Below are 17,894 nucleotides of genomic sequence, written 5' to 3'. Positions count from 1 at the left end.
AGCTGAGCTGCGGGGTTGTCGGTGAGGAAGGTCACGCCGGCACCGCCGTACGCCGCTCGTGGATCAGCACGGCCGCCGAGCAGGTCAGCCCCATCGCCGCGCACACGGCGGGACCCGCCGCGCCCACCCAGCCGACCAGCGCGGTGCTCGCGGCGGCGACCACCCCGGACACCAGGTAGAACATGCCGAAGTAGGTGCCGGTCAGGGACTCGCCGCCGAACTGGCCGATCCGCTCGTACACGAACGGCTGCGCCATCATCACGCCGAAGGCCAGCGCCAGCACCGCGACCAGCACCGGGACGATGCCCGGCAGCAAGGCGGGCGCGAAGAACCCGGCTCCCATCACGGCCAGGCCCAGCGCCATCGCGCGGCCCCGGCTCGTCGCCGACTCCAGCCACTTGGTGATCCGCACCTGGAAGAGCAGGCTCGCCACGGTGGAAACCAGGAACAGCAGCGCCACCGAGCCCGCCGTGCCGGTCGCCTGCTCCGCGGCCAGCGGCAGCACGAGATAGAGCTGGTTCTGCAGGGCGAACATGCCGCTGAGGGCCAGGGTGAAGGCGAGGAAACGCCGGTCGGTCAGGCAGCGACGCCAGTCGCCCAGCACGGAGCCGCCACTGGCGGGCACGTCCCGTGCGGGCAGGACGAACGCCTGTGCGACGGTCAGCACCGCGAAGATCGCCGCGGCGGTGAGCGCGGCGGCCCGGAAGTCCACCAGCAGCAGCACGCCGCCCACCACCGGCCCGCACAGCGCTCCCGCCTGGGCGAACACGTTGAACAGCGCGAACGCCCTGGCCTTGTCGGGAGCCGCCACCGCGATGTACGCGCGGACGGCCGGATTGAACAGGGCCCCGGCCAGCCCGCTGAGCACGGCGGCCGCCAGCAGCAGCGGCACCGTGGCGCCGAACGCGAACAGGCCGAACCCGACGGTACGCAGAGCGCACCCCGCGATGATCACCCGGCGGGCCCCAAGCCGGTCGGAAGCGGAGCCACCGATGAGGAACAGCCCCTGCTGGCTGAGGTTGCGCACCCCCAGGACGACACCGGTCACCGCGGCGGAAAGGCCCAGGTCGCCCGTGAGATGGCCGGCGAGATAGGGGATCAGCAGGTAGAAGCCGGTGTTGACGCCGAACTGGTTGACCAGCAGCAGCCGCACGGCCCAGGAGAGCTCTCTCACGTGGCCCGCACCCCCGGGTGCACTAACAGGTATGCCACTGCCCTCTCCTCTGGTCGGATGTCGAAGAAATGATTATCATTCCCGTCACAGATGCACAAACGGGATCCAGTGAAGGGGTGGTCGCAGGGTGGACGGCGGGCCCGGGCGAAAGCCACAATCGTGACTGGTTCCGCGGCGATGGGAGGCTTGGATGCGGTTATGGCGGAAGGCTCTGGCTGTGGTTGCGGGAGCGGTGCTGGCTGGGCAGGCGGTCTTCGCCGGGAGCGCGTCCGCGCGCTCGATCGAGCTATGGGTGAGCACGTGGGGGACCGACGTGAACGTCCGCAACTCGCCGACCGGGGGCTCGGTCATCTGGCAGATCGACGCCGCCAACTATCCGTACGTCTGCACCACGACGGGAGACCGGGCGACATACGGTTCGTACACGAACATCTACTGGTCGAAGATCAATTTCGACCGGGACGGCAACGGCTACTACGAGTCGGTGGGGTGGATCTCCGACATCTTCATCCGCGGCGGCGTCAACGACCGGCCTGCCCGCGACCCTTACATCCTCTGCTGACGCCGAGCTCGTCCCGAAGGATCGCGCTTGTACCTCCATACGAGACCCGGTCGCGTCGACAAACCCAATGAAGACTACGTGGCCGCCGCCAGCGGGACCTCTGTCCGAGCGGTCCTCCTGGACGGCGCGGGAGGGCCTTCAGAACTGCCTACCGGCTGCCGGCACGGCACCGCCTGGTATGTGAACCAGCTCGGCGACCGCCTGATCCTGCGCATGAGCGACCCCGGCGAGGCTCTCACGGAGGTCTTGGCGGCGGCCATCAAGGCCGTGGCGGAACTGCATGGCCACTCCTGCGACCTCACCCACCCCGGTACGCCGGCGAGCACCGTCGTCATGGCCCGGCGCGCCGAGGACAAGATCGAGTATCTGGTGCTCGGCGACTCCACGTTCGTCGCCGACATCGACGGCGAGATCGTCACCGTCTCAGATCGGCGAATCGACGCAGTGGGCGTGGACCTGTGGAAGGCCATGGCCGCCCTGCCTACCGGCGCACCCGAGCACCAGGCGGCGCGCATCCGGTTCGTGGAGCACCTGCGTCGCATGCGGAACCAGCGCGGCGGCTACCCGACCGCCGCCGGCGCGCCGGAGGCCGCGCACGAAGCACTGACCGGCGACTTCCCGGCCGGGCAGGTGCGGCGCATCGCCTTGTTGAGCGACGGTGCCACGCGGTTCGTCGAGTTCGGGCTGGGCGAGTTCGCCGATGCGCTCGACATCCTCGGGTCGCAGGCACCCGGGCGGCTGTTCGACCGGGTACGTGCGGCGGAGGCGAGCGATCCGGACGGCGAGCGGTGGCCGCGGGCGAAGAGGATGGATGACATCGCGGCCGTCTACCTTCCCGGCCTCAGTGTCCGACCTCAGTGCTGAACGGTGACACTGTGGCAGGCGGCTACCGTACGGGGACGCCGAGTTCGCGGCCGCGGTAGAAGCCTTCCCACTCCTCGAGGACGTACGGGGCCATGACCTCACGCCGGCGTGCCTCTGCCTCGGAGGTTCGCCAGGAGTCGCATGCCTCCTTCGAGTCCCAGAACGACACCCCGGTGATCTCCTGTCCGTCCTCGGACCAGTACGCGTAGGCCTGGCGCAGCCCCTCCGGATTCGGATCAGGGCGCCATGCCCTTTCGAATTGCTGCAACGCGCCCGGCTTGATGCGACGCGTCGTCACCCAGACGAAGTGCTCCCTCATCGCAGCCTCCTCTGCAACGCCGATGCGGCTTGGTGGCGCTCTCTCCATTCACCATAGGTCCGTGGCGCCGGACCCCCGTCCCCGGGGTCAATGTCTCCACGCCCTCCTCGTGGTCAAGACCGGAGGGCCCTTTCTCGGGTTTTTGGAAGTCAAATGGTGGGCGGCTGGCTTACTCTGCGGTCGACAATCCCGATTCTTTGCAGAGGACGGCTCATGGTGGAGTTTGTCGAGGCGCATATAACCATCGAAGGGCACAAGAAAGCCTCCCAGCTGGCGTACAGCCTGCTGCACGCCGAGCTCGCCGCCTCGATCGACATCGCCGAGGTGACCAGGCTCGTCCGCGGAGAGTCGGGGATCGAACAGGCGAGTGCCTGGCAGCTGGCGGTCAAGGTGCCGGAGCCGCGGCTGGCGGCGATTGTCGAGCATATTCGGAAGCATCACACCGACGAGGCAATCCCTATCTTGACATTTCCGGTTTTGGGGGAATGTCGGGATTAGCGGCACGGTCCCATGGATCAGAAGAGGGTCAACGGGTCCATCGGCTGGGGCTCGGGCAGGGGAGCCAGCTCCGGCAGGCGGGTGCGCACCGCCTCGTGAAAGGCACGGGCCAGCCGCGGCGCGTCGGCGTTGTCGGGTGTGTGGAGGAAGAACGTGGGGGAACGGCCCTCCCTCAGCCACTCCGTGACCGTGTCCAGCCACGCCTGCCAGCCCTCGACCGTACGGGACTCCGCGTCCCGCCCCAGATAGCGGACGATCGGATGGGCCGTGAGGGCGCGCATGCGGCGCGGGACGCGGGGTTTCTTGGTCCACGCGTCGCGTTCGGCGTCGCTCGTCGGCGGGCTCTGGAAGAGTGCCGTCGTGTCGAACGGGACCCACTCGGCGTCCACGGCCGCCAGGACGCGCTCCAGGAGCCGTTCCGACCGGTCGTCCTCGAAGAACGCGCGGTGGCGCACCTCGACGGCGTACCTGTACGAGCGGGGGAGCCGGCGGAGGAAGGCGGCCAGGACGCCGGCGTCGGCCGGCGTGAACGAGCCGGGAAGCTGCACCCAGAGGGCGTGGGCTCTGGGTCCTAACGGCTCGATCGCGTCCAGGAAGGAGTGCAGGTCCTCGTCGATCCCGGTGAGGCGGCGTTCGTGCGTGATGGCCTTGGGGAGCTTGACGACGAAGCGGAAGTCCGGGGTGATCTGGCGGGCCCAGGAGTCGACCGTGCTCCTTGTCGGGGTCGCGTAGAAGGTGGTGTTGCCTTCCACGGCGTCGCACCAGGTCGCGTAGGAGCGCAGGCGCTCGCCCGGAGGCAGCTGCTCGGGCAGGAAACGACCTGGCCAGCGCGCGTGAGTCCACATCGCGCATCCCACATGAAGCCGCATGGCTCGACGTTATCGGAGATCCGCCGAGACGCCGTCGCGGCCCTGAATCGAAGGTTGTCATACAAGTGACGGCTTCGTATGATGACTGACGACATCCATACCGCCGACCGCTTGGACCGCCATGGCCGCCGACCGCATCCGCCACGTCTCACTCTCCTCCGTCACGCTTCCGCTGGACGTCCCCGTCAGCGACGCCAAGGTCCTCACCGGGCGGCAGAAGCCGATGACCGAGATCGCCTTCCTCTTCGCCGAGATCTCGACGGAGCAGGGCCATCAGGGCACCGGTTTCAGCTACTCCAAGAGGGCAGGCGGGCCGGCGCAGTTCGCCCATGCGAAGGAGGTCGGGGAGAATCTCCTCGGTCAGGATCCCTCCGACATCGGCAAGGTGTACGACGTGCTGCTGTGGGCGGGTGCGTCGGTCGGTCGTTCCGGCGTGGCCACGCAGGCGCTGGCGGCGGTCGATGTTGCGCTGTGGGATCTGAAGGCGAAGCGTGCGGGGTTGCCGTTGGCGAAGTTGCTGGGGGCTTACCGCGACTCGGTGCGGACGTACAACACCTCGGGTGGCTTCCTGCACGCGCCGATCGAAGAGGTCAAGGCGCGTGCGAGCCGGTCGCTCGCGGACGGCATCGGTGGGATCAAGATCAAGGTGGGGCAGCCGGACACGAGGGAGGATCTGCGGCGGCTGGCGGCGGTCAGGGAGCACATCGGGGGCGATGTGCCGTTGATGGTGGATGCCAATCAGCAGTGGGATCGTGCGACGGCGTTGCGGTTCGGGCGGGCGGTGGAGGAGTTCGGGCTCGTGTGGATCGAGGAGCCGTTGGACGCCTATGACGCCGAGGGGCATGCGCAGCTGGCGGCCGCCCTCGACACGCCGATCGCCACCGGCGAGATGCTCTCCAGCGTCGCCGAGCACGTCCGCCTCATCGAGGCGCGCGCGGCCGACATCATTCAGCCGGACGCCCCGCGCGTCGGCGGCATCACGCCCTTCCTCCGCCTGGCCACCCTGGCCGACCACGCGGGGCTGCAGCTGGCACCCCACTTCGCGATGGAGATCCATCTCCACCTGGCCGCGGCCTACCCGCGCGAGCCCTGGGTCGAGCACTTCGAATGGCTCAACCCCCTGTTCAACGAGCGGCTCGAGACCCGCGACGGCCGCATGCTCGTGCCCGACCGGCCAGGGCTCGGCTTCACGCTCAGCGAGCAGTGCCGCAAGTGGACCGTCGACAGCGTCGAGTTCGGGAAGGCCTGACCCGTGGGCGACCGCGTCGAGTCGGTACGGTTCGGCCACTACGCCGTGCCGCTCGCGTACGCGGTGAGCGACGCCAAGGTCGCCACTGGCCGCCAGCGGCCCCTGTCCCAGATCGACGTTCTGACCTGTGAGGTCGCGACTCGCGACGGCTTGGCGGGGCTCGGGTTCTCCTACACGACCCGGGCGGGCTGCCGGGCCCAGTTCGCCCATGCCGAGGAGGTCGGCAAGGATCTCCTCGGTCAGGATCCCTCCGACATCGGCAAGGTGTACGACGTGCTGCTGTGGGCGGGTGCGTCGGTCGGTCGTTCCGGCGTGGCCACGCAGGCGCTGGCGGCGGTCGATGTTGCGCTGTGGGATCTGAAGGCGAAGCGTGCGGGGTTGCCGTTGGCGAAGTTGCTGGGGGCTTACCGCGACTCGGTGCGGACGTACAACACCTCGGGTGGCTTCCTGCACGCGCCGATCGAAGAGGTCAAGGCGCGTGCGAGCCGGTCGCTCGCGGACGGCATCGGTGGGATCAAGATCAAGGTGGGGCAGCCGGACACGAGGGAGGATCTGCGGCGGCTGGCGGCGGTCAGGGAGCACATCGGGGGCGATGTGCCGTTGATGGTGGATGCCAATCAGCAGTGGGATCGTGCGACGGCGTTGCGGTTCGGGCGGGCGGTGGAGGAGTTCGGGCTCGTGTGGATCGAGGAGCCGTTGGACGCCTATGACGCCGAGGGGCATGCGCAGCTGGCCGCCGCCCTCGACACGCCGATCGCCACCGGCGAGATGCTCTCCAGCGTGCCCGACCTCGTGCGCCTCATCGACCTGCGCGCCGCCGACTATCTCCAGCCCGACGTGCCGCGGGTGGGTGGCATCACGCCCTACCTCAAGGTCGTCGCGCTGGCCGATCATGCCCACCTGCAGGTCGCGCCGCACTTCGTGATGGAGATCCACCTCCACCTGGCCGCCGCCTACCCGCGCGAGTCCTGGGTGGAGCACATCGAGTGGCTCTCGCCGCTGTTCAACGAGCGGCTCGAGATCGAGGGCGGGCGCATGCGTGTGCCCGACCGCCCGGGTCTCGGCCTCAGCCTTGCCGAGGAGGCCGCGGGGTGGCGGCTCGACCAGGTCGAGTTCCGGGCCTCAGCCCCGGCAACCCGGCCGCGGCTCGGCCGAACCGGAACGGCGGGGTCGCAGCCGGGTGGCTCGGCGAGGTCGAGTTCCGAGTCGTCGCCAGGTAGGTTGTGAGCCGTGTCGCCAGATCAGCGGCTCGATCGCGACAGCGGGCGCGGGCTCGCGCATGAGCTCGTCGAACGGCTCAAGGCGCGCATCCTCGCCGGCGAGATCCAGCCCGGCCAGAAGCTGCCGACCGAGTCCTCGCTGGTCGAGGAGTTCGGCGTGAGCCGTACGGTGGTCCGCGAGGCCATCTCGCGGCTCCAGGCGGCGGGCCTCGTCGAGACCTTCCAGGGGCGCGGCTCGTTCGTGCTGGCCGTGCCCGCCTCCACGGCCTTCTCGGCGGAGGCGTCGCAGATCCGGACGCACCGCGACGTGCTCGACATGATCGACTTCCGGATCGGCGTCGAGTCGGAGTCGGCTGGGCTGGCCGCGGAGCGCCGTACCGACCTGCAGCTCAAGGCCATCGAACGGGCCCTGGTCGACCTCGGGCGCTCCGGCGAGCAACCCAGCAGCGCCGTCGAGGCCGACTTCCAGTTCCACCTCAAGATCGCGCTCGCCTCGGGCAACCGGTTCTACTCCGACCTGCTGGCGTCGTTCGGGCCGATGGTGATCATGCTGCCGCGTACGCGGCTGGAGCACGCGTACACGGTGTCGGACGCCACGCACCTCACCCGGGTGACACTGGAGCACGAGAACATCTACCGCGCCATCGCCGACCAGGACGCGGCGGCGGCACGGGCCGCGATGCGGCTCCACCTGTCCAACTCCCGGGCCCGTCTCCAAGCCCCCTGAGGGCCTGGCGTGAGTGGGCTACCAGCGGGACGTGTTGGGGGTGAAGTCCGGGACCACCGTGCGCATGTAGGCCGTGTCCTCGCGCCCGCGCTGCCCGCACCGTACGTACTGCTCGTGCAGCACCCCCAGCGCGTCCTCGTCCAGCTCCACTCCGAGGCCGGGGCCGGTCGGCACGGCCACGCTGCCGTCGCGGAACTCCAGCACCCCCGGCTTCACGACCTCCTCGGTCTTCCACGGATAGTGCGTGTCGCAGGCGTAGGTGAGGTTGGGGGTGGCGGCCGCGAGGTGGGTCATCGCGGCGAGGCTGACGCCGAGGTGGGAGTTCGAATGCATCGACAGCCCCATGCCGAACGTCTCGCAGATGCCGCCCAGCAGCGCCGAGCGCCGCAGCCCGCCCCACAGGTGATGGTCCGACAGGACGACCTGTACGGCGTCTGCGGCGACGGCGGGCTTGAGGTGCTCGAACGCGATGACGCACATGTTGGTGGCGAGGGGGATGTCGGTGTGCCGGGCGACCGCCGCCATGCCGTCGATGCCGGGCGTCGGGTCCTCGAGGTACTCCAGGACGCCGGACAGCCGCTGCGCCACCTTGATGGAGGTGTCCACGGTCCAGGCGCCGTTGGGGTCGATGCGCAGCGCGTGGTCGGGGAAGGCGGCGGCCAGCGCCTCGACGGTCTCGACCTCGTGCGCGGGCTCGAAGACGCCGCCCTTGAGCTTGATGGCGGTGAAGCCGTAGTCGGCGACCATCCGCCGGGCCTGGGCCACCATCTGCTCGGGCGTGACGCCCCGCCCCCAGGAGTCCTCGTCCTGGCCGGGGTGACCCGCCCACTTGTAGAACAGGTAGGCGGAGAACGGCACCCGGTCGCGTACGGCGCCGCCGAGCAGGTCGCTGACCGGGCGGCCGAGCGTCCTGCCCTGCAGGTCGAGCAGCGCCACCTCGAAGGGCGCGGCCACGGTGTCGACGGCGCTGGAGACCTCCAGCATGCCGCCGAAGCTGGCGCCCGCGCCGCCGGTGGACGCGCCGAGCGTCTCCTCGACGACGCGCCGGAGCCCGTGGGCGTCGAACACGTCAAGGCCGGGCAGGGCGGCGGCGACGGCGCCGAGGCGGTCGAGGTGGGCCTGGTCGGCGTACGTCTCGCCCAGCCCCACCAGCCCCGAGTCGGTGTGGGCCTGGACGATCGCGCGCAGCACGAACGGCTGGTGCACGCCGACGACGTTGAGCAGGGGCGGGTCGTGGAAGGCGACCGGGGTGACGGTGACCCGGCTGATCCGCCCGCCGCCACGCGCGCGCACCGCGCCGGAAAGCACGCTCACTGGGCCGCCTTGACCGTGAGGACCGGGACGCTGGCCTCCATGAGGATGCGCTGCGCCTCGCTGCCGAGGATGAACTTGCCCACCAGCGACCGATGCCGCAGCCCGATGACGATGAGCGTGCCGCCGGTCTCCTTGATGAGGTTCTCGAACGTCTCGGGCAGGTCGTCGTCGTGGAGCGGCTGGCGCACCTCCGCGTCCACGCCGGCGGCCCGCGCGCGGGCGAGCAGCGCGGTTGAGGCGGTGTCGCCGATCTTGTGCTCGTCCACGGGCGCGCCGCGGCGCGGCGAGTTCACGATGATCACGCGCTCGGCGCGCAGCGCGCCCTCGCGCAGGCCCGCCTCGACCGCGGCCTCCCCTTCGGGCGTGGGCAGGTATCCGACGAGGATCGTCATGGCGTCTTCTCCTCAACTGGAGCGTCAACGGGAACGGAGGACTTCCGGCGACGGCGCACGGCCACGGCTTTGCGGATCAGCGGCAGGAAGGCGACCAGCACGACCAGGGCGAGCACCGTTCCCGAGATGGGGCGGGTGAAGAAGCCGGTCGGGTCGCCGCCGAAGATGAGCAGCGCCTGCCGCGACGAGTTCTCGATCATCGAGCCGAGCACGAACGCCAGCACCAGCGGCCCCGGCTCGAAGCCGAACTTCTTCATCAGGTAGCCGAGCAGGCCGAAGACGATCACCAGGAAGATGTCGTAGACCTGGTTGTTCACGGTGTACGCGCCGAGCAGCGTGATGAGCACCGTGATCGGGGCCAGGATCGCGGGCCGCACGCGCAGGATCTTCACGAAGACGCCGACCATCGGGATGCTCATGATGAGCAGCAGGATGTTGCCGATGTACATCGAGTTGATGACGCCCCAGAAGACGTCGGGGTGCTCGGTGACGAGCTGCGGCCCCGGCTGGATGCCCTGGATGAGCAGCGCCCCGAACATCAGGGCCATGGTGGCGTTCGCCGGGATGCCGAGGGTCAGCAGCGGGATGAACGACGACGTGGCGGCGGCGTTGTTGGCGGTCTCCGGCGCGGCCACGCCCTCGACGGCGCCCTGGCCGAAGCGCTCCGGCTGCTTGGCGCGCCGCTTCTCGACGGCGTACGCCGCCAGCGAGGACAGCACCGCGCCGCCGCCGGGCAGGACGCCCAGGACGAAGCCGATGAGCGAGCCGCGGCCGATGGCGCCCTTGGCCTGGCCGAGGTCCTGGCGCGACGGCCACACGTTGCCGACCTTGGCCGGCGCGTGCACCTTGTTGTGCCGTTCCTCCAGGTTGTAGAGGATCTCGCTCAGGCCGAACAGGCCCATGGCGATCGGGATGAAGTCGATGCCCTCGGCCAGGTTCAGGCTGTCGAAGGTGAACCGCTCGGCGCCGGTGAAGGTGTCGCGGCCGACGGTCGCGATCAGCAGGCCGACGCAGGCCGCGATGATCGCCTTGAGCTTGTTGCCGTTGCCCACCGAGGAGATCAGCAGCACGCCGAGCACGCCGAGGGCCGCGTACTCGGGCGGGCCGAAGTCGAGCGCGAAGCCGGCCACGATCGGGGCCAGGACCGTCAGGCCGATGATCGAGACGGTCCCGCCGACGAACGAGCCGATGGCGGCGATGCCCAGCGCGGTGCCCGCCTTGCCCTGCCTGGCCAGCGCGAACCCGTCGAAGACGGTCACGACGGAGGACGCCTCGCCGGGGAGACGGAGCAGGACCGAGGTGATGGTGCCGCCGTACTGGGCGCCGTAGAAGATGCCCGCCAGCATGATGATCGCCGAGACCGGCCCGATGCCGTACGTGATCGGCAGCAGGATGGCGATCGTCGCGCCGGGCCCGAGCCCGGGCAGCACGCCGATGAGCATGCCGATGATGACGCCGATGAGGCAGTAGAGCAGATTGCTCGGCTCCAGGACGACGCCGAAGCCGTTGAGGATGGGGGAGATGTCCATGTGGTTTCTCAGATGAGGCGCGGGAGCGGGACCTGGAGCAGCACGACGAAGAGCAGGTAGAACGCGGCCACGGTCACGACGCTGACCACGATGGAGGAGCGCCACGACTCCTTGCCCAGCCAGCGCAGCCAGACGAACACCAGCAGCAGCGACGGGATCTCGAAGCCGATCAGCGGCAGCAGCACCGCGAGCAGCACGAGCGTCACCACGCCGGCCGCGGTGAGCAGGCTCGCCTTGGAGAACCGCTCGGTGTCCTGGAGCCCGCGGCCGGTGACGACGAGCGTCGCCGACAGCACGACGATGACGACGCTGATGGCGAACGGCCACAGGCCGGGGCCCGGCTGGGTGAGCTGCCCCAGCCCGAGCGCGACGGAGCCGATCGCCCCGGCGACGCCGACGGCCAGCGCCACCAGGGCCGCGGCCACCTGCGAGACGGGGCCCGCGTGCGGCGGCCGGGCTTCCTCGGCGACCTCTTCGAGAGGGTCGATCATGGACATGCTCGCTCCTTGGAACTCATCCGGCCAGGTTGATGCCGTACTTGCTCAGCTGCTCCTTGTACGTGGCGGTGTCCTTCTGCAGCGAGGTGAGCACCTCCTGCGGGGAGACCTCCATCGGGGTGAGCGAGTTCTCCTCGTTGAACTTCTTGTACTCCGGCGTGGCGAACGTCTTCTTGGCCACCTCCAGCAGGCGGGCCTTGACGTCCTCGGGCGTGCCCTTGGGCGCGGTCAGGAAGCGGTACTGCGTGACCAGCACGTCGAAGCCCTGCTCCTTGGCCGTCTTGACGTCCGGCAGGTAGGGGATGCGCTTGTCGGAGAAGACCGCGAGCGGGACGAGCTTGCCGGCCTTGATGTTCTCGACGGCCTCGCCGATCTGCATGGTCGAGACGTCGACCTGGTTGCCGAGCAGGGCGGTCAGCGCGGGGGCGCCGCCGTCGAAGGGCACGGCCGTCGCCTCGATGCCGGCCGACTTGAACGTCAGCGCGGAGGCGAGCTGGGCGCCCGTGCCGACGCCGGTCGTGCCGTAGCGGATCGTCTTGCCGGCCTTCTTCATGTCCTCGATGGACTTGTAGCCGGACTGGGAGTTGGTCGCCATGACGTAGTCGTCACGGGAGACGCCGGTGATGACGTCGAACGACTCGATCTTCGTGGCCTCGGCGGGGGACACCGTGAGCGGCGTGATGGTGAAGAGCGAGGCGTTCTGGATGGCGATCTTGTAACCGTCGGGCTTGGCGGCCTGGAGCTCCTTGGCGTTGAGCGCGCCGTTCGCGCCGGGCTTGTTGAGCACCGGCGTGGAGACGCCGAGCTCCTTGCCCATGCCCTGGGCCAGCGCCCGGGTGATGAGGTCGGTCGAGCCGCCGGCGGACGCGCCGACGCTGAACTCGATGTTGCCCGTCGGATATTTCCCGTCACCGCCACCGGAGGACGTCGTCTTGACACCGCCGCACGCGGTCAGCGCGAGCGCCGCGGCGGAGCCGATGACACCCACGAGAAGGCGGCGGGCGGTCGTCCGGGATGTCGGCATGGACTTTCTCCTTCGTACGAGCGGTGTGTATGGAGGTTACGGGGTGGTTTCCGCTCTGTAGTCTCCGGAGACTAGGTACCAGCCTCGATGCCTGTCCAGGCTCATTTCGGTATCAGGTGATACTCTGCGGGCATCATGCTAACACTCGATCAGATCCGGGCATTCGTGGCGGTCGCCGAGGAGCTCCACTTCGGCCGGGCCGCCGATCGACTCCGCATGACGCAGCCGCCGCTCAGCCGCCACATCCAGAAGCTGGAGCGCACGATCGGCGTGACCCTTCTGGAACGTGACAACCGCCGCGTGGTGCTCACCGACGCCGGGCGCGGCTTCCTGGAGGACGCGCGGCGCATGCTCACGCTCGTCGACACCGCGGGCGACCGGGCGCGCCGCATCGCGAAGGGCGCCGCGGGCACGGTACGGCTCGGCTTCACCGCGGTCTCGGCCATCAGCATGCTCGGAGGGCTCCTGCGCCGCCTCGCGGAGGAGCTGCCGGAGATCGACGTCATCCTCCACGAACGGGTGACCGCGGGGCAGGTCGACGGCATCCTGCGCGGCGAGCTCGACATGGGCCTCGCCCGCCCGCCCTTCGACATCGCCGCGCTCCGCTCCCGGGTCGTCTTCCGCGAGCCGCTGTGCGCCGTGGTCCCCGTCGGCCATCCGCTGGCCGGCCTCGACCGGCCGCTCGCCCCCGACGACTTCGACGGCCTGCCGGTCATCAGCTACAACCCCGTGCAGTCGCGCTACTTCCACGAGCTGACCGTCCGGTTCCTCACCAACGCCCACCCCAGGATCGAGCAGCAGGTGCATCAGATCCTCACCGCCGCCCTCCTCGTGGCGGCCGGCCGGGGCGTGGCCCTGGTGCCCGCCAGCGCGCAGTCGCTCGGCATCGAGGGCATCGCCTTCTGCGATCTGATCCGGGGCGGCGGCGACCCGCTGGACGGCGGCCCAGGAAGGAACGTCCCTGGAAGAAGCGGTGAGCCGGTCGAGCTGCACGTCATCTGGAACCACGCCTCGACCAATCCCGCCATGTGGCGCGTGCTCGAGCTGCTCCGGAGCTCAGGCCATGACGATGCCCTGCCGGTATCGTCGGATACAGAATCGCACTTGGACAGGAATCCACCCTCCTCCTAGCCTGACGGCGTCAGCCTTACCGGCGGTGCGGGGGGATCCCACGGCCGCGTGCAAACCAGAGGACGTTCATGCCGAATTTCTCGCCACAGGAGCTCGCCGCCCAGCTCAAGGGCGGCCTGCTGTCGTTCCCCGTCACGCACTTCGCCGAGGACCTGCAGTTCGACGAGGCGGGCTACCGTGACCACCTGTCCTGGCTGAGCACGTACCCGGTGGCCGGCCTGTTCGCGGCGGGGGGCACCGGCGAGGGCTTCTCGCTGACCGCCGCCGAGATCGACCAGGTGGTGCGGGTGGCGGTGGACGAGGTGAACGGCAGGGTCCCGGTCGTGGCCCCGGCCACGGGCGGCACCGCGAGCGCCGTCGCGCAGGCCCGGGCCGCCGAGGCCGCCGGTGCCGACGGGCTGCTGCTCATGCCCCCGTACCTCACGGAGGCCGGGCAGGACGGTCTGGTCGAGCACGTCTCCGCGGTCTGCGGCGCCACGAACCTCGGCGTCATCGTCTACAGCCGGGCCAACGCGATCCTGAACGACCGCTCCGTCAGCGCCCTGGCCGACCGGAACGAGAACCTCGTCGGGTTCAAGGACGGCGTCGGCAACATCGAGAACCTCACGCGCATCTACGCCACCGTCGGCGACCGGCTGGCCTACATCGGCGGCCTGCCCACGGCCGAGACGTTCGCGCTGCCGCTGCTCCAGCTCGGCATGAGCACGTACTCCTCGGCGATCTTCAACTTCGTGCCGCAGTACGCGCTCGACTTCTACGCCGACGTCCGGGCACAGAACCGGGAGGCCGTCTACCGGCGGATCAAGGAGTTCCTGGTCCCGTACCTGGACATCCGCGACCGCCAGAAGGGGTACGCCGTGTCGATCATCAAGGCGGGCCTGGCCGCCGTCGGACGCCCGGCCGGACCGGTGCGCCCGCCGCTGCAGAACCTCACAGACGGCGAGCTCGCCGAACTGACCGCCCTCATCAACAAGATCAGCTAGGTCATGACTCCCACCATCCAGCGCGTCGAGGTCGTCCCGGTGGCCGGGTACGACAGCATGCTGCTCAACCTCAGCGGCGCCCACGGACCCTTCTTCACCCGCAACGTCGTCATCACCACCGACTCCGACGGACGCACCGGCCTCGGCGAGGTGCCTGGGGGCGAGGCGATCCGCCGGACGATCTCGGAGGCGGCCGAGCTGCTGATCGGGCAGCCCGTGGCGCGCTACCGCAGCCTGCTGCGGTCGGTGGCGGCGCGGTTCGCCGACCGGGACGCCGGCGGGCGCGGTGCCCAGACCTTCGACCTGCGCACCACCGTCCACGCGGTCACCGGCCTCGAGTCGACCCTGCTGGACCTGCACGGCCAGCACCTCGGCCTGCCCGTGGCCGAGCTGCTGGGCGAGGGCCGCCGGCGCGACCGGGTGCCGATGCTGGGCTACCTCTTCTACGTCGGCGACCCGGGGAAGACCGACCTCCCCTACCTGGTGGACGACGCGGGCGACGACCGCTGGTCCCGGCTGCGGCGCAAGGAGGCGCTCACCCCTGACGCGGTGGTCGCGCTGGCCGAGGCGGCGCAGGAGCGCTACGGCTTCGCCGACTTCAAGCTCAAGGGCGGGGTGCTGGCGGGGGAGGAGGAGGTCGAGGCGGTCAGGGCGCTGGCCCGCCGCTTCCCCGACGCGCGCGTCACCCTCGACCCCAACGGCGGCTGGCTGCTCGCCGACGCGGTCCGGCTGTGCCGCGGGCTGGGCGGCGTCCTGGCCTACGCCGAGGACCCGTGCGGCGCCGAGGGCCGCTTCTCGAGCCGGGAGACCATGGCCGAGTTCAGGCGGGCCACCGGCCTGCCCACGGCGACGAACATGATCGCCACGGACTGGCGCGAGATGGCCCACGCCGTACGCGCGAACGCGGTGGACATCCCGCTCGCGGACCCGCACTTCTGGACCATGGCCGGCTCGGTCCGCGTCGCCCAGCTCTGCCACGACTTCGGGCTGACCTGGGGATCGCACTCCAACAACCACTTCGACATCTCGCTGGCCATGTTCACGCACGTCGGAGCGGCCGCCCCCGGGGAGATCACGGCGCTGGACACGCACTGGATCTGGCAGGACGGGCAGGCGCTCACGACCCGGCCGTTCCAGATCACGGACGGCGCGATCGACGTGCCCACCGCTCCCGGGCTCGGCGTCGAACTCGACCGCGCGGCGCTGGCCGAGGCTCACGAGCTCTACCTCCGCCACGGCCTGGGCGCCCGCGACGACGCCGTGGCCATGCAGTACCTGGTGAAGGGCTGGACGTTCGACCCGAAACGCCCCTGCCTCGTCCGCTGACCTCGGCCCGCCGGGCGGCGGGCACTTCGCCTAGTGTTGGCCCATGGGCATGGTCGGGACGGTCGGGCTGGTGCTGCACCCTCAGCGCGATTCCAAGAAGGCGATAGACACCATCCTGCGCTGGGCCGGTGAGAAGGGCGTCACCGTGCTCGGCCTGCCCGAGGAGGTGGGCCGCATCGACTGCACCGCCGTGCCCGTCGACGCCAAGGCCCTCGTCGAGCGGGCCGATCTGCTGGTCGGGCTCGGCGGCGACGGGACGATGCTGCGGACCATGCGGCTGCTGGCCGGGCGGCCCACGCCCATCCTGGGGGTCAACCTCGGCAAGCTCGGGTTCCTGGCCGAGATCGACGTGGACGAGCTGGCCGGCACGTTGTCGGCCATCGACAACCATCGGTACACGATCGAGTCGCGCATGGCGATCAGGAGCCGGATCAACGGCACGGACGTGACCGCCTTCAACGACATCGCGCTCGTCCGGATCCCGGGCGAGGGGCTGGCGGCGGTGTCCGTCACCCCGGCAGGCAGCGACTTCGTGCGCTTCGCCGCCGACGCGGTGATCGTGGCCACGTCCACCGGCTCGACCGCCTACAGCTTCTCCGCCGGCGGGCCCATCGTGTCGCCCCGGGTCGAGGCGGTGCTGGTGGTGCCGGCCGCCGCGCACTCGGCGTTCAACCGGGCGCTGGTGCTGCCCGCCGACGAGGACGTGACGCTGGAGGTGCTGTCCACCAGTGGGCGGCTGGCGGTGGAGGTCGACGGGGCCGTGGTGGGGCATCTGTGCCCCGGTGACACGATCACGGTGGCCGCGTGGCCGGGGGCGGCGAAGGTCGTCCGGCTGGGCACCACGTTCTACGAGCGGGCCCGGCGCAAGCTGCGGGTGGACGGCAGCATCGAGGCGTACTGACCGGCACCTATGTGCGGGCGCGGCGACGGTGACGGGCCGGACGCTCCGCGGGTCTGAAGAGGTCTTCCTGGGCGTCGCGCGGCGTGAAGAAGCCGTCGTGCGAGTCCTCGGCGGGCTCGGCGGGCTCCTGCGGGTGGTGGCGGGAGGCCGTCAGGGCCGCCAGCGCCGTGGTGATCGGGACGGCGGCGATGAGGCCCAGCGTGCCGACGATGCTGCGGACGATCTCCTGGGCGATGACCGGCGTCGTCAGCACGTCGCCCAAGGGCTCCTGCCCGATGCTGAACAGCAGCAGCAGCGGCAGTGACGCCCCGGCGTACGCCAGGATGATCGTGTTGATCACCGACGCGATGTGCGCCCGGCCGATGCGGCCGGCCGCCCGGTAGAGGCGGGCGAAGCCGTACGACGGGTTGGCGTGGGCCAGCTCGGCCACCGTCACCGCCTGCGTGACCGTGACGTCGTCGAGCACGCCCAGCGCGCCGATGATGATGCTCGCCAGCAGCAGACCCTGCGTGTCGATCTTCAGGCTCATGTCGAGCGCGAGCGCGCTGTCGTCGGTGATGCCGTTCAGCCGGGCGAACCCCAGCGCCCCGTACGACAGCACGCCCGTGAGCGTCAGGCTGGCCAGCGTGCCCAGCACGGCCATGGAGGTGGGCAGGGAGAAGCCGTGCGTCAGGTAGAGCACGGTCAGCATGATCGCCGACGCCCCCACAATGGCCACCAGCAGCGGCGGCTCGCCCTCCAGGATGCCGGGGATGACGAACGTCAGCAGCAGCACGAACGTGATCACCAGCCCGACCAGGGCCGTCACCCCGCGCCAGCGGCCGAAGGCGATGACCGCCAGCGCGAACGCCGCCCCGAACACCCACAGCGGCGCCGTCCGGTCGTGGTCGGAGATCTGGTACTTCCCGTCCGCGTCGCGCAGCAGGATCACGTCGTCGCCCGCGGCGAAGCGCTGCGCGCCCGGCCCGCTGGGCAGCCGGAGCGTCACGACCTCGCCGCCGTCGACCCGGACGACGGCGTTCCCGCAGGTGGCGGGGTCCGGCTGGGGCGCGCCATCCGGGGCTGGGGAGCACTGCTTGAGCTGGATGCCGGTGACCGTCCCGGTGACGCGCTGCACGCTGGACTGCGCGGCGCCGCTGTCCGCCTTGCCGTCCGGCCAGAGCCACAGCAGGGCCGCCAGCGTGATGACCGCCAGCGGCACCAGCACGGCCAGGCCGGCCACCACCGTCCGCCGCGAGGTGGGGGGATGCGCGTGACCGGCGCCCATCGAAGTCTCCCGTTAAGTCAACGTCCTGCTCGGGGGACGACAGTACTG

At 70.3% G+C, this 17,894-nt stretch carries 19 protein-coding genes; 10 read left to right on the top strand and 9 right to left on the bottom strand.

Features of this window, described 5'->3' with window-relative positions; genetic code table 11:
• Positions 1-31: 31 nt before the first annotated feature.
• The gene (locus tag ABN273_RS19700; protein ID WP_349450372.1) at positions 32-1,174 is read right to left on the bottom strand and encodes an MFS transporter; all 1,143 of its coding nucleotides are present in this window, start codon (positions 1,172-1,174) and stop codon (positions 32-34) included.
• A gap of 190 nt (positions 1,175-1,364) precedes the next feature.
• Between ABN273_RS19700 and ABN273_RS19695 the strand changes: the two genes are divergently transcribed.
• Entirely contained in the window at positions 1,365-1,736 is a 372-nt protein-coding gene (locus tag ABN273_RS19695; protein ID WP_349450371.1) for a hypothetical protein, read from the top strand.
• A gap of 27 nt (positions 1,737-1,763) precedes the next feature.
• Positions 1,764-2,600 (top strand): protein phosphatase 2C domain-containing protein, encoded by an 837-nt coding sequence (locus ABN273_RS19690; RefSeq protein WP_349450370.1) that lies wholly within the window; start codon positions 1,764-1,766, stop codon positions 2,598-2,600.
• A 22-nt stretch (positions 2,601-2,622) separates the two neighbouring features.
• On the opposite strand, the gene ABN273_RS19685 is transcribed toward ABN273_RS19690, so the two are convergent.
• The gene (locus ABN273_RS19685) at positions 2,623-2,919 is read right to left on the bottom strand and encodes a hypothetical protein (RefSeq protein ID WP_349450369.1); all 297 of its coding nucleotides are present in this window, start codon (positions 2,917-2,919) and stop codon (positions 2,623-2,625) included.
• 213 nt (positions 2,920-3,132) lie between these two features.
• Here ABN273_RS19685 and cutA point away from each other — a divergent pair, with 213 nt between their 5' ends.
• Positions 3,133-3,417, top strand: a complete 285-nt coding sequence (gene cutA / locus ABN273_RS19680) for a divalent cation tolerance protein CutA (RefSeq protein WP_349450368.1) — start codon at positions 3,133-3,135, stop codon at positions 3,415-3,417.
• Positions 3,418-3,434: 17 nt separating this feature from the next.
• Here cutA and ABN273_RS19675 read toward each other — a convergent pair whose 3' ends face one another.
• Positions 3,435-4,286, bottom strand: coding sequence for a DUF72 domain-containing protein (locus tag ABN273_RS19675; protein WP_349450367.1), 852 nt, complete (start codon positions 4,284-4,286; stop codon positions 3,435-3,437).
• Positions 4,287-4,407: 121 nt separating this feature from the next.
• Between ABN273_RS19675 and ABN273_RS19670 the strand changes: the two genes are divergently transcribed.
• The 3 genes from ABN273_RS19670 to ABN273_RS19660 are packed head-to-tail and all read left to right on the top strand — an operon-like array spanning position 4,408 to position 7,482.
• Positions 4,408-5,535 carry an L-talarate/galactarate dehydratase gene (locus ABN273_RS19670; RefSeq protein ID WP_349450366.1) on the top strand — a complete coding sequence of 376 codons (1,128 nt, stop codon included), beginning with the start codon at positions 4,408-4,410 and terminating at the stop codon, positions 5,533-5,535.
• A gap of 3 nt (positions 5,536-5,538) precedes the next feature.
• Entirely contained in the window at positions 5,539-6,762 is a 1,224-nt protein-coding gene (locus tag ABN273_RS19665; protein WP_349450365.1) for an L-talarate/galactarate dehydratase, read from the top strand.
• 3 nt (positions 6,763-6,765) lie between these two features.
• Entirely contained in the window at positions 6,766-7,482 is a 717-nt protein-coding gene (locus ABN273_RS19660; protein WP_349450364.1) for a FadR/GntR family transcriptional regulator, read from the top strand.
• Positions 7,483-7,500: 18 nt separating this feature from the next.
• Here the strand turns inward: ABN273_RS19660 and ABN273_RS19655 are convergent, their stop codons facing one another.
• The 5 genes from ABN273_RS19655 to ABN273_RS19635 are packed head-to-tail and all read right to left on the bottom strand — an operon-like array spanning position 7,501 to position 12,238.
• Positions 7,501-8,796, bottom strand: a complete 1,296-nt coding sequence (locus ABN273_RS19655) for a glucarate dehydratase family protein (RefSeq protein ID WP_349450363.1) — start codon at positions 8,794-8,796, stop codon at positions 7,501-7,503.
• A complete protein-coding gene (locus ABN273_RS19650) occupies positions 8,793-9,188 on the bottom strand; it encodes a universal stress protein (protein ID WP_349450362.1) in 396 nt (131 codons plus the stop codon). Before ABN273_RS19650 ends, ABN273_RS19655 begins: the two co-directional genes overlap by 4 nt.
• On the bottom strand, positions 9,185-10,717 hold the full coding sequence (locus tag ABN273_RS19645; protein ID WP_349450361.1) for a tripartite tricarboxylate transporter permease: 1,533 nt from the start codon (positions 10,715-10,717) through the stop codon (positions 9,185-9,187). The genes ABN273_RS19650 and ABN273_RS19645 overlap by 4 nt, the downstream gene beginning before the upstream one ends.
• A gap of 8 nt (positions 10,718-10,725) precedes the next feature.
• Complete coding sequence (locus tag ABN273_RS19640) at positions 10,726-11,214, bottom strand: tripartite tricarboxylate transporter TctB family protein (RefSeq protein ID WP_349450360.1); 489 nt, start codon at positions 11,212-11,214, stop codon at positions 10,726-10,728.
• A gap of 16 nt (positions 11,215-11,230) precedes the next feature.
• Positions 11,231-12,238, bottom strand: a complete 1,008-nt coding sequence (locus ABN273_RS19635; RefSeq protein WP_349450359.1) for a Bug family tripartite tricarboxylate transporter substrate binding protein — start codon at positions 12,236-12,238, stop codon at positions 11,231-11,233.
• Positions 12,239-12,373: 135 nt separating this feature from the next.
• On the opposite strand from ABN273_RS19635, the gene ABN273_RS19630 reads away from it, so the two are divergent.
• The 4 genes from ABN273_RS19630 to ABN273_RS19615 all read left to right on the top strand — a co-directional run bounded on the left by ABN273_RS19630 (position 12,374) and on the right by ABN273_RS19615 (position 16,579).
• Positions 12,374-13,369 (top strand): LysR substrate-binding domain-containing protein, encoded by a 996-nt coding sequence (locus ABN273_RS19630; protein ID WP_349450358.1) that lies wholly within the window; start codon positions 12,374-12,376, stop codon positions 13,367-13,369.
• A gap of 68 nt (positions 13,370-13,437) precedes the next feature.
• Positions 13,438-14,352, top strand: a complete 915-nt coding sequence (gene kdgD / locus ABN273_RS19625) for a 5-dehydro-4-deoxyglucarate dehydratase (protein WP_349450357.1) — start codon at positions 13,438-13,440, stop codon at positions 14,350-14,352.
• A gap of 3 nt (positions 14,353-14,355) precedes the next feature.
• The gene (locus tag ABN273_RS19620; RefSeq protein ID WP_349450356.1) at positions 14,356-15,678 is read left to right on the top strand and encodes an enolase C-terminal domain-like protein; all 1,323 of its coding nucleotides are present in this window, start codon (positions 14,356-14,358) and stop codon (positions 15,676-15,678) included.
• 43 nt (positions 15,679-15,721) lie between these two features.
• Positions 15,722-16,579 carry an NAD(+)/NADH kinase gene (locus tag ABN273_RS19615; protein WP_349450355.1) on the top strand — a complete coding sequence of 286 codons (858 nt, stop codon included), beginning with the start codon at positions 15,722-15,724 and terminating at the stop codon, positions 16,577-16,579.
• 7 nt (positions 16,580-16,586) lie between these two features.
• Here ABN273_RS19615 and ABN273_RS19610 read toward each other — a convergent pair whose 3' ends face one another.
• Entirely contained in the window at positions 16,587-17,846 is a 1,260-nt protein-coding gene (locus tag ABN273_RS19610) for a YibE/F family protein (protein WP_349450354.1), read from the bottom strand.
• Positions 17,847-17,894 lie beyond the last annotated feature (48 nt).

The organism is Nonomuraea sp. B19D2 (genome assembly GCF_040137845.1).
Classification (GTDB): domain Bacteria; phylum Actinomycetota; class Actinomycetes; order Streptosporangiales; family Streptosporangiaceae; genus Nonomuraea.
The sequence above is the reverse complement of the archived record's forward strand: the minus strand, read 5'-3'. Positions and strand labels throughout refer to the sequence as shown.

Coding starts and splice junctions, on each gene's coding strand:
- ABN273_RS19695 (WP_349450371.1), top strand. CDS start 1,365: ATGCGGTTATGGCGGAAGGCTCTGGCTGTGGTTGCGGGAGCGGTGCTG.
- ABN273_RS19685 (WP_349450369.1), bottom strand. CDS start 2,919: ATGAGGGAGCACTTCGTCTGGGTGACGACGCGTCGCATCAAGCCGGGC.
- cutA (WP_349450368.1), top strand. CDS start 3,133: ATGGTGGAGTTTGTCGAGGCGCATATAACCATCGAAGGGCACAAGAAA.
- ABN273_RS19675 (WP_349450367.1), bottom strand. CDS start 4,286: ATGCGGCTTCATGTGGGATGCGCGATGTGGACTCACGCGCGCTGGCCA.
- ABN273_RS19670 (WP_349450366.1), top strand. CDS start 4,408: ATGGCCGCCGACCGCATCCGCCACGTCTCACTCTCCTCCGTCACGCTT.
- ABN273_RS19650 (WP_349450362.1), bottom strand. CDS start 9,188: ATGACGATCCTCGTCGGATACCTGCCCACGCCCGAAGGGGAGGCCGCG.
- ABN273_RS19645 (WP_349450361.1), bottom strand. CDS start 10,717: ATGGACATCTCCCCCATCCTCAACGGCTTCGGCGTCGTCCTGGAGCCG.
- ABN273_RS19640 (WP_349450360.1), bottom strand. CDS start 11,214: ATGTCCATGATCGACCCTCTCGAAGAGGTCGCCGAGGAAGCCCGGCCG.
- ABN273_RS19635 (WP_349450359.1), bottom strand. CDS start 12,238: ATGCCGACATCCCGGACGACCGCCCGCCGCCTTCTCGTGGGTGTCATC.
- ABN273_RS19630 (WP_349450358.1), top strand. CDS start 12,374: ATGCTAACACTCGATCAGATCCGGGCATTCGTGGCGGTCGCCGAGGAG.
- kdgD (WP_349450357.1), top strand. CDS start 13,438: ATGCCGAATTTCTCGCCACAGGAGCTCGCCGCCCAGCTCAAGGGCGGC.
- ABN273_RS19620 (WP_349450356.1), top strand. CDS start 14,356: ATGACTCCCACCATCCAGCGCGTCGAGGTCGTCCCGGTGGCCGGGTAC.
- ABN273_RS19615 (WP_349450355.1), top strand. CDS start 15,722: ATGGGCATGGTCGGGACGGTCGGGCTGGTGCTGCACCCTCAGCGCGAT.
- ABN273_RS19610 (WP_349450354.1), bottom strand. CDS start 17,846: ATGGGCGCCGGTCACGCGCATCCCCCCACCTCGCGGCGGACGGTGGTG.